Source organism: Aggregatibacter aphrophilus ATCC 33389 (assembly GCF_900636915.1).
Lineage (GTDB): Bacteria > Pseudomonadota > Gammaproteobacteria > Enterobacterales > Pasteurellaceae > Aggregatibacter > Aggregatibacter aphrophilus.
On record NZ_LR134327.1, the window covers coordinates 560,182 to 575,658 of the forward strand.

At 41.7% G+C, this 15,477-nt stretch carries 10 protein-coding genes; 2 read left to right on the top strand and 8 right to left on the bottom strand.

Features of this window, described 5'->3' with window-relative positions:
* Window positions 1–3 precede the first annotated feature (3 nt).
* The 8 genes from sucC to proQ all read right to left on the bottom strand — a co-directional run bounded on the left by sucC (window position 4) and on the right by proQ (window position 11,338).
* The gene (sucC, locus tag EL144_RS02860; protein ID WP_032995117.1) at window positions 4–1,173 is read right to left on the bottom strand and encodes an ADP-forming succinate--CoA ligase subunit beta; all 1,170 of its coding nucleotides are present in this window, start codon (window positions 1,171–1,173) and stop codon (window positions 4–6) included.
* Window positions 1,174–1,267: 94 nt separating this feature from the next.
* Window positions 1,268–2,473, bottom strand: coding sequence for a 2-oxoglutarate dehydrogenase complex dihydrolipoyllysine-residue succinyltransferase (gene odhB / locus EL144_RS02865; RefSeq protein ID WP_005703737.1), 1,206 nt, complete (start codon window positions 2,471–2,473; stop codon window positions 1,268–1,270).
* 131 nt (window positions 2,474–2,604) lie between these two features.
* Window positions 2,605–5,409: a 2-oxoglutarate dehydrogenase E1 component gene (gene sucA, locus EL144_RS02870; protein WP_005703736.1), complete on the bottom strand. Its 2,805-nt coding sequence runs from the start codon at window positions 5,407–5,409 to the stop codon at window positions 2,605–2,607.
* Between the two features lie 245 nt (window positions 5,410–5,654).
* A complete protein-coding gene (locus EL144_RS02875; RefSeq protein WP_005703735.1) occupies window positions 5,655–6,293 on the bottom strand; it encodes an MBL fold metallo-hydrolase in 639 nt (212 codons plus the stop codon).
* A 66-nt stretch (window positions 6,294–6,359) separates the two neighbouring features.
* Window positions 6,360–6,920 carry a YcbK family protein gene (locus EL144_RS02880; RefSeq protein ID WP_005702722.1) on the bottom strand — a complete coding sequence of 187 codons (561 nt, stop codon included), beginning with the start codon at window positions 6,918–6,920 and terminating at the stop codon, window positions 6,360–6,362.
* A 70-nt stretch (window positions 6,921–6,990) separates the two neighbouring features.
* Window positions 6,991–8,511 carry a L,D-transpeptidase family protein gene (locus EL144_RS02885; protein WP_050332765.1) on the bottom strand — a complete coding sequence of 507 codons (1,521 nt, stop codon included), beginning with the start codon at window positions 8,509–8,511 and terminating at the stop codon, window positions 6,991–6,993.
* 84 nt (window positions 8,512–8,595) lie between these two features.
* Entirely contained in the window at window positions 8,596–10,653 is a 2,058-nt protein-coding gene (gene prc, locus EL144_RS02890; RefSeq protein WP_005703733.1) for a carboxy terminal-processing peptidase, read from the bottom strand.
* 67 nt (window positions 10,654–10,720) lie between these two features.
* Window positions 10,721–11,338, bottom strand: a complete 618-nt coding sequence (gene proQ / locus EL144_RS02895; protein ID WP_032995115.1) for an RNA chaperone ProQ — start codon at window positions 11,336–11,338, stop codon at window positions 10,721–10,723.
* A 210-nt stretch (window positions 11,339–11,548) separates the two neighbouring features.
* Between proQ and EL144_RS02900 the strand changes: the two genes are divergently transcribed.
* Both EL144_RS02900 and EL144_RS02905 read left to right on the top strand, forming a co-directional pair.
* Window positions 11,549–12,829: a paraquat-inducible protein A gene (locus EL144_RS02900; RefSeq protein ID WP_032995113.1), complete on the top strand. Its 1,281-nt coding sequence runs from the start codon at window positions 11,549–11,551 to the stop codon at window positions 12,827–12,829.
* On the top strand, window positions 12,795–15,449 hold the full coding sequence (locus EL144_RS02905; RefSeq protein ID WP_050332763.1) for a PqiB family protein: 2,655 nt from the start codon (window positions 12,795–12,797) through the stop codon (window positions 15,447–15,449). Before EL144_RS02900 ends, EL144_RS02905 begins: the two co-directional genes overlap by 35 nt.
* Window positions 15,450–15,477: the final 28 nt, after the last annotated feature.

Here is a 15,477-nt window from a genome sequence, read left to right on the forward strand (position 1 = left end):
TCCTTACGCATGACCATTTGCCGCTTTCACAGACTCTACCGCTGCATCCGTTAAGGTTTGCGCCGCAATAATATTCAAACCGCTCTTCGCTAAAATTTCACGCCCTAATGGCGCGTTATTACCTTCTAAACGCACCACAACCGGCACATTCACACCCACTTCATTTACTGCCGCGATAATCCCTTCTGCAATGAGATCACAACGCACGATACCGCCGAAAATATTGACGAGCACCGCTTTCACATTTTTATCGGAAAGAATGATTTTGAAGGCTTCTGCAACGCGTTCTTTGGTTGCGCCGCCGCCCACGTCCAAGAAGTTCGCCGGTTGGCCCCCTTCTAGCTTCACAATATCCATGGTGCCCATGGCAAGCCCCGCCCCGTTCACCATGCAACCGATATTGCCGTCTAATGCCACGTAGTTGAGTTGGAAACTTTCCGCTAAGGCTTCGCGAGGATCTTCTTGGCTTGGATCTTGCATTGCCGCTAAAGCCGGCTGACGATATAACGCATTGCTATCCACCACAATTTTGGCATCTAAACAAAGAAGATTGCCTTCTTTGGTAACCACAAGCGGATTCACTTCTAATAAGGACAAATCTCTTTCGACGAACATTTTTGCCATTTGGGTAAAAATATGGGCAAATTGTTTCACTTGATCGCCTTTTAAACCCAATTTAAACGCCAACTCACGACCTTGATACGGCATGCCGCCGGTCAGCGGGTCAATCGCCATTTTATGTAATAAGTGCGGTGTTTTTTCAGCGACTTCTTCAATGTTAATGCCACCTTCGGTGGACACCATGAAGACCACACGTTGCGATGCGCGATCCAATACGGCACCTAAGTACAACTCACGTTCAATTTGTGCTTTTTCCTCTACATAAATGCTATTTACCGGCTGACCATTGGCATCAGATTGGAAAGTTACCAAGCGCTGTCCCAACCATTTATCAGCAAATTCTCTCACTTCCGCTTCATTGCGCACGAGTTTCACACCTCCCGCTTTGCCACGTCCTCCGGCATGCACTTGACATTTGATAACCCACCCGTCACCGTCCAGATGCTTAATGGCGTCTGCCGCTTCATCTGCTGTTGAACAAGCAATCCCTTTGCTGACAGGCAATTGGTATTCGACAAAAAGTTGCTTACTTTGATATTCATGTAGATTCATAAAAAAATCCTTGGTTAAATGCACTAATTTGCGTAATAACTTGTCTCGAGACAATAAAGAACCGCCTGTCTTACGAACAAGCGGTTCTTCTCTTTTAAATTTCTAACAATAATCTGGTTGGATCTTCCAACAATTCTTTGACTGTTACCAAGAAACCCACAGATTCGCGGCCGTCAATTAAACGGTGATCATAGCTTAGCGCCAGGTACATCATTGGACGAATCACCACTTGGCCATCAATAGCCACCGGACGATCTTTAATGGCGTGCATACCCAAAATCGCACTTTGCGGCGGGTTGATGATTGGCGTGGACATTAAGGAACCGAACACACCGCCATTGGTGATCGTAAAATTACCGCCGGTTAAATCTTCCACGGTCAATTTGCCATCACGGCCTTTTTCTGCTAACGCCTTAATAGATTTTTCAATTTCCGCCATAGAAAGTTTGTCACAATCACGCAATACCGGCGTCACCAAACCACGAGGCGTAGAAACGGCAATACTTACGTCAAAATAGTTGTGATAAACCACGTCATCACCGTCAATGGAGGCATTCACTTCCGGATAACGTTTTAAGGCTTCCACCACAGCTTTAATGTAGAAAGACATAAAACCCAAACGTACGCCATGTTGTTTTTCAAATTTTTCACCATATTGTTTACGCAAACTCATAATCGGTTGCATATCCACTTCATTGAATGTGGTTAACATGGCAGTGTTATTTTTGGCTTCCAACAAACGTTCTGCAATGCGTTTACGCAAACGGGTCATCGGCACGCGTTTTTCGCTGCGGGCAGCATAAGAGACGGTGCTGACGGTATTTTCTGCCGGTTTCACAGCAGCGGCACGTTTTGCAATAACCGCTTCGACGTCTTCACGGGTAATACGACCGCCCACGCCGGTCCCTTTCACCTCAGTGGCTTGTACATCATGTTCCGCCAACAAACGGCGAACTCCCGGGCTTAACACATCAGAGGTATGAGGTTCATCCGGCACTTCGGTACGACGATCCGCCGGGGTCGGTTCTGCCATTTTTTCCATTGCTGCAGCAGCTGCTGAAACAGAATCCTCCAACGTACCGAGCAATTGTTTGCTCACGACAGTAGCACCCTCACCTTGCAAAATTTCGGTAATAATGCCATCCGCTTGCGCCGGGACTTCAAGCACCACTTTGTCGGTTTCAATTTCCACAATCACTTCATCACGTTTCACCGCATCCCCTGCTTTTTTATGCCAAGTGGCAACGGTGGCATCGGCAACTGACTCGGGCAAATCCGGCACGAGAATTTCAATAGTCATGATTTTATTCCTTTTTTGTATTCATTTCGCTAAGTATCAATTTATTGCACTTAAAGTGCGGTCGTTTTTCAAGACGTTTTTTAACGGAAAAAACAGTTTCAAAATCCACCGCACTTTACGTCATTTCGTTATTAAAGCGTTAAGGCATCTTCCACCAATTGCTGTTGCTGTTTAGTATGCAAAGACAAATAACCCACCGCAGGTGACGCAGATGCCGGACGGCCGGCGTAAGTTAATTTTGCTTTTGTCGGAATCACCGCTTCAAAGTTATGTTTGCTACTATACCAAGCACCTTGATTTAACGGTTCTTCTTGGCACCACACCACATCTTTTACATAAGCATATGGGGCAAGCACCGCTTTGACGTCTTCGTGTGGGAACGGATAAAGTTGTTCAATACGAATAATAGCGACATTGGTTTGCCCGTTTTTACGGCGTTGTTCCAATAAATCGTAATATACCTTACCAGCACACATCACGACACGTTTCACTTTTTTCGGATCAAGTTCATCAATTTCACCGATAACCGTTTGGAATGTTCCGTTGACTAATTCTTCCATACTAGACACTGCTAACGGATGACGCAATAAGGATTTCGGCGAGATACCAATTAATGGACGACGCATTTTACGAATGGCTTGGCGACGTAACATATGATAAACCTGAGCCGGCGTGGACGGAATGCACACCTGCATATTTTGCTCCGCGCAAAGTTGTAAATAACGTTCCAAACGGGCGGAAGAGTGTTCCGGCCCTTGTCCTTCATAGCCGTGCGGAAGCAACATGACCAAGCCGCACATTCTTCCCCACTTTTGTTCTCCTGAACTGATAAATTGGTCAATGACGATTTGAGCACCGTTGGCGAAATCGCCGAATTGCGCTTCCCAAATGGTAAGGGTTTTCGGATCCGTTGTGGCATAACCATATTCAAAAGCCAACACGCCTTCTTCCGTCAATACGGAATCCCATACTTCAAAGCGACCTTGATTGGCGTGCAATTGGGTTAATGGCACATAGCCGGTACCGTCTTTTTGGTTATGCACTACAGCATGACGATGGAAAAATGTGCCTCGACCCGCGTCTTCACCAGATAAACGCACATGAGTGCCTTCATCTAATAAGCTAGCATATGCCATAGTTTCGGCCATTCCCCAGTCTAATGGTTTCTTGCCTTTGGCCATTTCCATACGATCCGCATAGATTTTTTCGACACGCGGATGCGGCTGCACATAATCAGGATATTGAGACACCCGTTTTGCCAACGTTTTAAAACGCTTAATTGGGAAATGGCTTTCATATGGTGTTGTCCAATCGTAGTTAAGATATTGCAACCAATCCACTTTTGCCATATCCATTGGGCGCCATTCCGGCACAACACATTCACCGTTATCTAAAGCATCACGGTACAAATTGGAGATTTCAGTGGCATCTTCTTCAGTAATCACGCCTTCTTGAATTAAACGATTGGCGTACACCTTCGGCGGAGTCGGGTGTTTTTTGATAATGCCATACATCATCGGCTGGGTAGCTAATGGTTCATCAGCTTCGTTGTGGCCATGACGACGATAAGAAATTAAATCAATGAAAATATCCCGTTTAAAGACAGCACGATATTCCACCGCCATTCGGGCGGCAAACGCAACTGCCTCCGGATCATCGCCGTTCACGTGAATAATTGGCGCTTGAATCATTTTCGCAATGTCAGTACAAAATTCGGTAGAACGGGTATCGTTCGGGTTAGAGGTAGTGAAACCAATTTGGTTGTTGATCACAATACGAATCGTACCGCCCACCTTATAACCGCGAGCATTGGACATATTCAGTGTTTCTTGCACGATACCCTGACCGGTTACCGCAGAATCGCCATGTACGGTAATTGCTAACACTTTGTTATGTTCTTTATCTTGTTTACGGGTTTGTCTTGCACGTACGGAACCAATAACGACCGGGCTCACAATTTCCAAGTGAGACGGGTTAAAAGCAAGTGTCAGATGCACTTTTTTATTATCTACCGCAAAATCGGAGGAGAAACCTTGGTGATATTTCACATCGCCGGTGCGCTTGTTATCAGCATGTTTACCGGCAAACTCATCAAATAATTCACTCGGACGTTTACCGAAGACGTTGACTAACATATTTAGACGACCACGATGTGCCATCCCCAACACCACATCGTCCATACCGTTACGGCTGGCGTGGCGGATGATCTCTTTCATCATCGGAATAAACGCATCGCTTCCTTCCAAAGAGAAACGCTTGGCTCCCGGGAATTTCGCTCCTAAATAACGCTCTAAACCGTCGGCCGCCGTTAATTCTTTCAGCAAATTGATTTTTTCGTCTTTACTGAAAAGCGGCTGTTCAATCCATTTTTCTTGTTTGCTTTGCAACCAATTACGCTGTTCCATATCATGAATGTGCATAAACTCGAGGCCAATGTTGCCACAATAGGTTGCTTTCAAATCGCGGGCTAAATCACGCAGTTTCATGCTTTCTTTGCCATAAACGGCATAGTCAATATTGAAACTTTCATCCAAATCGGCGTCGGTTAATCCATGTTGGTGATAATCTAATTCAGGCACCGAGGAAGTTTTCCAACGGTAATAATTGAGGGGGTCAAGTGTGGCTTCAATGTAGCCACGAGAACGGTATGCGTTAATAAACTGTAAAACTTTGACTAATTTCGCACTCGCTTCCGGGTCAATCACGGTAACACTCTGTCCATGATTTTCTCGCGCTAAACGACGGAAATAATCGCGTACTGTCGAATGGGGTTGCTCAGGTGCGGTGGATTTTGGCAACGTTTCGAAAATCGCCTGCCAACTGGCATCCACGCTTTTCGGGTCTTCAAGATAGCGTTCATAAAGATCCTCAATATAAGACTGATTCGCTCCACCTAATGCACTAGAGGTGAGCAATTCCTGTAAAGAATGCTGCATACATACCACCTTTAAATTAATACGCTAACAAACAACGTGACGATAGATAAACATAGAAGAGTTCTACTCTTCAGAGAGGGACACATTATGCCTGAGAAATAAAATCCATACTGTGATCCAGATTTGAATTTTTACAAAAAAATAACTTTTTATCTCCTTTTTGGCTACAAGTGCAGTGAACAAACGCGATGTTATAATGGAAAAAATGCCGTATTTTTTCACCGCACTTCATTTGTAAAAAACAATTACTCCGCTTTTACATAAGGATTTGTTTGCTTTTCGGTGCCAATCGTAGTGTAAGGGCCATGACCGGCAACAATAATCATATCATCCCCCAAGGGATATAACTTTTCACGAATAGACGCAATAATCTCTTCATAGCTTCCGCCAGGAAAATCCGTACGACCAATGCCGCTTTTGAATAATACATCACCGGTAAAAGCGATGCGTTTTTGATGCTCGATAAAACCGATATGACCAGGCGTATGGCCCGGCAAATGTAACACTTCAAAGGTAAAATCGCCTATCGTTAACACTTCCCCTTCCTGATCCAACCAACGATCAGGTTCAAAAGCAGCCACTTCAAATAAGGTACCGAACTTTTCCGATTGTTGCGGCAGGCTTTTAAACCAATAATCGTCTTTGGAATTTGAACCTAAAATTTGCACATTGAAATGCTGCTTCAACTTTTCTGCCGCGCTGACATGATCCAAATGACCGTGCGTAAGCAAGATCACCTGTAAATTCAATCCTAATTCTTCAATACGCTTAATGAGTTTATCGGCCTCGCCACCCGGATCAATAATAGCGGCATTGTTATTCTCATCCCAAATTAATGAGCAATTTTGCTGAAATGCCGTCACCGGAATAATTTCAATATTCATCGTCTCTCCCTGTTACCTTGTATAAAAAAACCGCAACAAAGTGCGGTTTAAAATTTGGCTGTTTCGCTAGCTGCCATTCCATGTACGAACTGGACCTGTGTCCATATGAACAAAATTACTACGCGGGTAATACCCCACGCCACCATCTTGCAAAGATTCTACTGTATTACGCAATTTTGCTAATGGTACACCATCAATACGAAAATCAATGGCCTGACCACGAATATGATAACTATTGCTTGCCACGCCACGACTACGACGATGCATTGCGGCATTACTGGCAGCGGAACGATATCCACAAATAATTTGAATTTCGGTATTGCGTAAACCTAATTGTTGTTGAACCCGATAGAATTTTGTAAACAGCTGCGGATCCATTTTATGTACCTGATTGGTACGTTTATCACGCAGAAAATGATCAAGAAGTCGTAACGTATTGACACTGAAGCCTCGCCCAAAGGCAAATTCAGCACTTAATTTTTCCCCGGTATTGATGTTACGGAAACTCAACATTCGTGGTCTTGGTGTTGAAACCGCAGCTAACACTGTATCAGGCAATAATGCTGCGCCCAACACAATTCCTCCTAGCGATAACCACTTACGACGGCCATGGTTAATATTACTCATCTTTTATTCCTAAATATTGTTACAAATCGTTGTTTTTGACTGATTCCGCCAAACTTAGTTCAACCCATAATTACTGAACATATTGCTTTAAAACATCCCAGTCAATATAGCTCAAATTCGGGGCTTTGTCATAACCGTAAATATCCGGCAAAGTATGCACTTGATCTTTATCAACCCATGCGGTGACATAATATAAAAAGACCGGATTATCGGATTTAATGCTGGCTGATGTCGTTTTTCGGCTTTTCAATACATTTTGTTTTCGTTCATCGCTCCAACCCGCTTCTTTCAATAAAATTGTCGCAAGTTGATCAGATTTTTCTACACGCACGCAACCGGAACTTAAATCTCGTTTTTTATTACCAAATAAGCTGCGTTTTGGGGTGTCGTGTAAGTAAATGGCATCAGAACTAGGCATATTAAATTTATAGTTACCTAAAGCGCTATTGTCGCTTGGAGCCTGGCGTAAACGGTACGGGAATTTCTTCGCCGTCATGTTTTCCCAATCAATGGTGTAAGGATCAATCGTATTTCCATTGCTGTCAATAATCGTATAGCCATTGCGATAAATATAACTCGGATCTTTTCGCACTTTCGGAATAATATCTTCGTTAATTAGACGAGTTGGTGCATTCCAGGGCGGATTCACAACCACATTACTTAAACGACTAAACATGACTGGTGTTTTACGTTCTGTTTTTCCGACAATCACGCGAGAATTTAACACCGCTTCTCCATCACGGTAATAAGTTAACTGATAACTTGGAATATTCACAAAAATCCCATTTTGGAAAGTAGGCAAAATTCGCAAACGTTGTGCATTAATTGCCAGACGGTGCAACTCGGTAGTTTTATTTTTATCCACGCCTTTTACAATCAACGCTTTCACTTTATCTAAAGTTTGCTTAAACAAAGGATTGTCACTGGAAAGATTTTTTATGAAAGCCAAATTATCATTATTTTTAACCGCACTTAACCACGCAGAAAGTTGGTTTTCATCAAACTTGCCGGCTTTATAACTATTTTCTGAATATAACCATTTTTGAGCTGAACGTTTCACATTATTGGCATAATACAAATAGTCTAAAAAGGCGTCGGTTAAAATGACATCCTCAATCAATTCCCCTTTTCCAGCAGATTCACTCACTGCATTCAACGCGCCGGAAGAACGCTTGGAAATACCAGCGGCAATCATAAGCGCATAATCATGTAAAAATTGTTGTTTGGCTTGGGTATCCGTCCAAAGAGGAGCAAAATTATTCTCTGTATAAATTTTTGCAATGAGCGGTTTAAACTGCAACTGAGTATCACCAATACGCTCAACTAAGGCCTGCTCAGCTTGTTGTTGTTTTTCGGCAGCCAAACGCTCTTCTTCTGCTTTTTTCTCGGCAGCTAAGCGTTCCTCTTCTGCTTTAGCTTCCAATTCTAACTGTTGTGTAGTTAAATTTATTTCCTGCTGTGGCAAAACCTGTTCGGCAATTTTCTCCGCGACCTGAGGAGCCGCAGACTTAACCTCTTCAGCAACAACATTTCCTACATAAAAAGATGTCATTAATGCCAATGTTGCTAATTTAAAAGACTTTGTATTCATGAATAGTAGTTCCTTAATTCATCTTCTTAAAAACTTATGTAAAAACGACCGCACTTTTAAAAGTGCGGCCTAAAAATAAAACGTTTATTTATTCGAAGATTTATTCGCTTCTTTTATCTCTTCTTTTTCTCCACTAAATTTTACGACATCTACCGCCATAGCTTCCGCTTCTTTTAAGAAGAAATCCGGTGCATCATAATCTTTCGGCAAATCATTAATGTCTTTTAATGGTTTCTTACCTTCACGCTTAAAGCGCGCATTTAGATCTTTCAAACGCTTATCGTCATCTTTGTCATTTTCTGCTTTACGTTTTTCATAATTCAGCGATAAGAATTTACGATCACGACGTTCATCACGCACTTTTAAATCTTCATTTAATGCAATGAATTCAGGATCTTTCGCCATTCTGTCTCGATGTTTTTTTGTTAATTCGGCGACTAAATCACGTGCTTTTGTCACTTCGGAATAGTTCACCGACGGAATCTTATCCCAAGGCAGCGCATTGTCCTCTTTCTCTTCGCCATATTCTTTCATATCGATGACATTAGGGAAGGTAATATCTGGCGCTACGCCTTTCAATTGAGTACTCCCCCCATTAATCCGATAGAACTTTTGAATAGTATATTGAATTAAACCTAACGGAGTTTGATCCAAATCGTACACAAAGTTCAATGAACGACTTTGTTGTACCGTGCCTTTACCATAAGTATTTTGGCCTATAATAATACCACGATTGTAGTCCTGAATTGCCGCTGCAAAAATCTCGGAAGCAGATGCACTAAAGCGGTTAATCATCACCAATAACGGACCAGTGTATTGCTGCGCGTTATCCGGGTCTTCGTGAACACGAATGCGTTGATAAGCATCACGGACTTGCACCACTGGACCATCGCTAATAAATAAACCGCTTAAACCTACAGCCTCAGTCAAAGCTCCACCGCCGTTTTCACGCAAATCAACAATTAATGCAGATGCACCTTTAGTTTGCATTTCAACAAGTAGCTTCTTCACATCATTCGTTAAACCAAGATAAAAACTTGGAATTTTGATAATAGCTACAGTCACGCCATCAACTTTTTCAACAGTTAATTTGGCGGCTTGATCTTCAATTCGGATTTTGTCTCGAACTAGCGTAACGATACGGGATTTTCCGCCTTTTGCAGGTTCCACTTCTAAACGAACTTTAGACCCCTTTTTACCTTTAATTTTATCAACAATGTCTTCCAAACGCCAACCGATAACATCTTCAATTTCGCCTTTTTCTTGACCTACACCGACAATCTTATCACCGGCTTTCAGTTTCTTACTACGTTCTGCCGGAGCGCCAGGAACTAAAGACTTAATACTGGTTTCATCATCTTCAGCTTGCAAAGTGGCACCAATCCCCTCCAAAGAAAGATTCATACTTTCGTTGAAACTTTTTGCAGTGCGGGGCGCCAAATAACTGGTATGAGGGTCAATCTCGCGGGCGAAGGCATTTAAATAGGTTTGTAGCACATCATCGGCCTTGGTTTGAGTTAAACGACGAATGGCTAAATTGTAACGTTTAACCAATTTATCTTTAATTTCTGGCCATTTTTTATCTTTTAATTTCAAGCTGATAATGTCATTTTTAACACGCGCCTCCCACAATTTTTCGGCATCAGCTTCTGTTTTGGGCCAAGCAGCTTTTTCACGATCAATTTCAATTTGATCATCACCACTTAAATTCGGTTCTTTATCCAGCAATGACAATGCATAACGATAACGCTCGTAACGGCGTTTCATCATTAAATCATACATATTGAAAGCAATGTCTAATGTGCCAGCATTTAACTCTTCATCTATTTTCTTACCATATTTTGCACGCATTTCATCAATATCAGATTGCAAAAAAGTCGTACGATTAAAATCGAGTGCTTTAAGATAACGATCAAAAATCTTTTCTGAAAACTCATCGTCAAGTTGAAATTTACGATAATGGGATTGTGTCAGACGGGTCGTTGCACGCTTAGTCGCAAACATATTCACTTCGGAAGGTTGCAAAGTAACAAGATCGCTTGCTTTTAACTTTGGTTGTACCGCTTCTACAACACCGGCGTTAAATAAAAATGTTCCTAACACAAGTGCGGTCAAATAATTTTTTGTTTTAGTAAATTTCATTCAGACTTTCCTAATAAATACCAATAAAATAAAGTTATCTGACAAGATAACTTTATTAAAACTCAAGTTAGGCAAATAAACGATCTGCTGTGATGTTTATCACTAATCCATTGTCCAATTCAACACGGGCTGTATCATTGGAAAACGCTAAAACCAAAGCATTTTGTGCACGTTCTCCCACTTTCACTTTAACTTGTTGACCTTTTTGCAATGTTGCCATATCAATGCTATTTAATACCACTTTTGGTTTACGAGCAGGTTTTTCGCCCTGTCTATCGATGGGCTTATGACGACGTAGCGGACGTTTTTTCTCAGCAGCACCTTTGGCAGCTTTTTCGCTTGCCCGTTTTTGAGCAAGCGCTGCTTTGGCTTCAGCCAACTGTTGCGCAGCGTGTTCTATATGTTCCTGCTCCAATTCACCGGCAGGATTTCCCTCCAAATCCACACGCACAGCTCCGGCTTTACAGCCATGCAAATAACGCCAGTTTGAGGTATATTGACGTAAGGCCTGACGCAATTGAGTTTTACTTACGCGCTCATCATCTTTTAACGCCTCACTGAGGTCTTGAAACAAACCGATTTTTAATGGTTTTGCCTCTCCCTCAATAGAAAAACATAGCGGAAACTTTTCCGCCAAATAAGCAATAATCTCTTTGTTATTAGTTAACTTTTGCACTTCTGTCATTACGAAATCCTGCATAGATTTTAAGTAGAAAAACTTGCTACATTTTAGCTTAATTTCAGAAAAAATGACAATTAATAATCTATTTACCCTCAAGAAATAATAAATTTTTGTAAAAATGACCGCACTTTTATGTCTAAGCAATGTAAATTCATACAAAAAAGCTGAAATACAGTATAAAATGCGCTCTCTTTTACTTAGGTAACATAATTAATGACAGCAAATTCATCCGTAAATTTCACCAAGGCCAACTTCTACCGTATAACGCGTTGCGGAGATTGTAATGCCGTGGTTAAAATTTCCACCTTGCAACAAGGTCAAAGTGCCGTTTGTCCACGCTGTCATAACGTCTTATACGCCACCAGTCGTTGGAGCTTAAAACGTTGTTCTATCATCGCCCTTTCAATATTGATTTTAATGCCTTTTGCCCTAACCTATCCGCTGCTTAGCATTGATTTGCTTGGTGAAAAAATTGATGCGTCAGTTTGGTTGGGCGTTTGGAAAATGGCGACTCAAGGTTTTTCCTATACAGCGTTTTTAATCTTTATTTGTGCCGTATTTATGCCTATTGCCTTTGCGCTGTTAGTCATTTTATTGCAGTTATCGAAAATGATAAAAATCAAACCGCGCAATTTATTAATTTCTCTAGGATATATCAAACCTTGGGTGATGTTTGATGTTTACTTAGTTGCGCTAGGCGTGAGTATATTTAAAGTTCGTGAATACGCCACAGTCGAAGTGGATATCTATTTAATTGCATTGGTTTTCACCGCACTTTTAACCACATTATTATTTATTAAAATTAATCCTAACGAAGTGTGGAACGATTTTTACCCGCAAAGCAAAGCCGTTAATGAACTGACTCGAGCAGAGAACTTGCGTTATTGTCACTCCTGCCAGTACAGTTTTATCAATCCACTGTCGGATCGCAAAGAACGAGAAATCTGTCCCCGTTGTTTTTCACAAATAGATATCCCACCTTCCATTAAATTGCAACGTACTTGGGCATTGTTACTCGCTGGGATTATCATGCTATTCCCCGCCAATTTATTGCCAATGTCGGTGATTTATTTAAACGGTGCGCCTAGCGCAGATACATTGATGTCGGGCGTAATAAGTTTTATGGAGATGGGTAGCTATTTCATCGCCTTTATCGTGTTCACTGCCAGTATTTTCGTACCAATTAGCAAAGTACTGATTATGTTGTATTTGCTTATTTGTGTGCATTTCAAGCTCAAACACTCGATCCGTTGGCAAATGCGCTTATTACATATCGTGCATTTCGTCGGACGTTGGTCTATGTTAGATTTATTCGTATTGGCGTTAATGATGTCCTTGGTCACACGCGGACAAATTATTGATTTTTCTGTAGGTACTGCAGCGTTTTATTTCGGCGCAGCGGTATTTTTAACAATGATTGCAGCGGAACAATTTGACAGCCGCTTAATTTGGGAAATATATGACAGACAACAAGCAAAACACACCAACTCATGAAACCGAAGTGTCGGCACAGATTCGTCAAAATAAACGAATTTCACCCTTTTGGTTACTTCCGTTCATCGCACTTTGTATCGGCGCCATTTTGTTCTTTCAAATTGTACAAGAGCAAGGCATTAGCGTTCGTATCAGTTTTTCCAATGGTGATGGTATCGTAGCAGGTAAAACTCAGATTCGTTATCAAGGGTTACAGATTGGGGTGGTGAAGAAAGTTAATTTCACCAATGACTTACAAACAGTAGAAGTGGTCGCCAATATTTATCCTGAGGCTAGAAGCGTACTCCGTGAAAACACTAAATTTTGGTTGGTTAAGCCAAGTGCTTCTTTGGCCGGGATTTCCGGTCTAGATGCATTAGTCTCTGGTAACTACATTACCTTACAGCCTGGTGATGGCGATACCCAGCATGAATTCACAGCGGAAACAGAAGGGCCAATTGCACAACTCAATCCCGGCGATTTATTAATTCATTTGATTTCTGACGACTTGGGTTCAATTTCCATTGGTGCATCTATTTATTATAAAAAAACACCGGTAGGTAAAATCTATGACTATCATTTCACCGAAGACGGTAAAAAAGTCGAAATTGATGTGGTCATTGACAAGCCTTATACAAAATTCGTGAAAAAAGACAGTCACTTTTGGAATATCAGCGGTATTAATGCCAATATCAGTATTTCCGGCCTAAATGTAAACATGGATAGTTTAAATTCCGTGGTGCAAGGCGCCGTTGCCTTTGACTCACCAAACGAAAGCGTAAACGCTGAAATGAATGAAAAATATACCCTTTATTCCAATTTACAAGCGGCCAAGCGTGGTATCAATATTCAAGTCAATATTCCAAACACGGCCGGATTGGAAGAAGGAAAAACCCATGTGTACTACCAAAATACGGAAATCGGCGTACTCTCGAAACTAAGTGCAGTGGAAAGTAACGATGAAATTTTAACTGGTACATTGCTCATTGATCCAAACCTTGCCAACTTATTTAAAGCCAATACCAACATTGTATTACGCGTGAAAAAACCGGGACTCGGTGATTTAACCGATGTACAAAAGCTATTGCGTGGAAAATATTTTGAGGTATTGCCGGGCTCCGGTGATAGCAAAATGGCATTTGATGTTATTAAAGAAAGCGAGCTGCTGTTAAAACAACCTAATACTTTAGTTCTCAACCTCACAGCACCGGAAACCTATGGCGTCAGTGAAGGACAACCACTGATTTATAACAACATTCAAATCGGTGAAATCGTAGACCAGTCTATAGATACTGCTGGCGTCAAATTTAAAGTGGCCATAGCCGGAGAATATCGTCATTTAATTCATGGTGATACACTCTTTATTGCTGCTTCTAATTTTGATGTCAGTATCGGCATTGACGGTTTACGTTTCGAGGCTGCAACACCGGAAAAATGGTTACAAGGCGGCATTCGAGTGGTGGCAGGCAAAACTCAAAGCAAACCCAAAGCCACTTATGCACTTTACAGTGATTTAAGCAATGCGGAAGCTGGTATTACCGAGGTTCAGCCTAAGCCGACAATCACCTTAAATACTACTCATCTACCAAGTATTAGCAAAGGTTCTCTAGTGCTTTACCGTCAATATGAAGTCGGGAAGATTTTAGATGTTCGTCCACAAACACAAAACTTCGAAGTGGATGTATTTATTTACCCGAAATATCAGCATTTGCTAACAGAGAAAAGCCTATTCTGGGTGGAAAGCGCCGCACAAATTGATATAACACCAAAAGGTATCAGTATTCAGGCATCCCCTGTGGCCCGTTCTCTAAAGGGTGCAATCAGTTTTGATAATAGTGGAGGTAAAAACAATCACACCCTTTACCCAAATGAATTGCGGGCGAAATCTGCCGGGCAGCAAATTACATTAACCGCAGAAGATGCCACCAACATCAGCAAAGGCATGGTATTACGTTATCTTGGGTTAAACATTGGTGAAATCGATAGCATTCAGCTTGACCAAAAAAATAACAAAATTATCACCAAGGCCTTCATTAATCCGAATTATATGGCGCTCATTGCCAAAGAAGGATCGCGCTTTAAAGTGATTTCACCACAAATTTCCGCCGGAGGCATTGAAAATATCGATAGCCTGCTGCAACCTTATATTGATGTAGAAGTAGGAGCCGGTAAAAGCAAAACACAATTTACTTTAAGCCAATCTGTCAGCAATAACATCAAATATACCAACGGGTTACCGCTTGTTCTAGAAACTAATGATGCATTAAACATCACGGCGGGATCACCGATCATGTATCGCGGAGTGGAAGTAGGTACGATTAAAAACTTAGAATTGAATTCTTTAGGCGATCGAGTATTTATCAACATTCTTATCGCCCCGAGATACCAACATTTAGTGCGCCAAAATTCCGAGTTCTGGATCGCTTCCGGCTATGATTTTAATCTCAGTCTGACCGGCGGCGCACAATTTAATACAGGCAGTGTACAACAACTGTTAAAAGGCGGTATCTCCTTTTCCACACCATCGAGCACTGTAGTTCAGGGACAAGCTAAAGCCAATCAACATTTCTTACTACAAGTCAAACGCCCTGAAGACGCACAAAAATGGAACCAAGGCGCGTTACCGGCAGCAAAAAATTGATGAGAAAAATGACCGCACTTTGTTGAAG

Bases quoted from the DNA above. Each gene is read 5' to 3' on its own strand.
- sucC (WP_032995117.1), bottom strand. From the start codon at position 1,173: ATGAATCTACATGAATATCAAAGTAAGCAACTTTTTGTCGAATACCAA.
- odhB (WP_005703737.1), bottom strand. From the start codon at position 2,473: ATGACTATTGAAATTCTCGTGCCGGATTTGCCCGAGTCAGTTGCCGAT.
- sucA (WP_005703736.1), bottom strand. From the start codon at position 5,409: ATGCAGCATTCTTTACAGGAATTGCTCACCTCTAGTGCATTAGGTGGA.
- EL144_RS02875 (WP_005703735.1), bottom strand. From the start codon at position 6,293: ATGAATATTGAAATTATTCCGGTGACGGCATTTCAGCAAAATTGCTCA.
- EL144_RS02880 (WP_005702722.1), bottom strand. From the start codon at position 6,920: ATGAGTAATATTAACCATGGCCGTCGTAAGTGGTTATCGCTAGGAGGA.
- EL144_RS02885 (WP_050332765.1), bottom strand. From the start codon at position 8,511: ATGAATACAAAGTCTTTTAAATTAGCAACATTGGCATTAATGACATCT.
- prc (WP_005703733.1), bottom strand. From the start codon at position 10,653: ATGAAATTTACTAAAACAAAAAATTATTTGACCGCACTTGTGTTAGGA.
- proQ (WP_032995115.1), bottom strand. From the start codon at position 11,338: ATGACAGAAGTGCAAAAGTTAACTAATAACAAAGAGATTATTGCTTAT.
- EL144_RS02900 (WP_032995113.1), top strand. From the start codon at position 11,549: ATGACAGCAAATTCATCCGTAAATTTCACCAAGGCCAACTTCTACCGT.
- EL144_RS02905 (WP_050332763.1), top strand. From the start codon at position 12,795: ATGACAGACAACAAGCAAAACACACCAACTCATGAAACCGAAGTGTCG.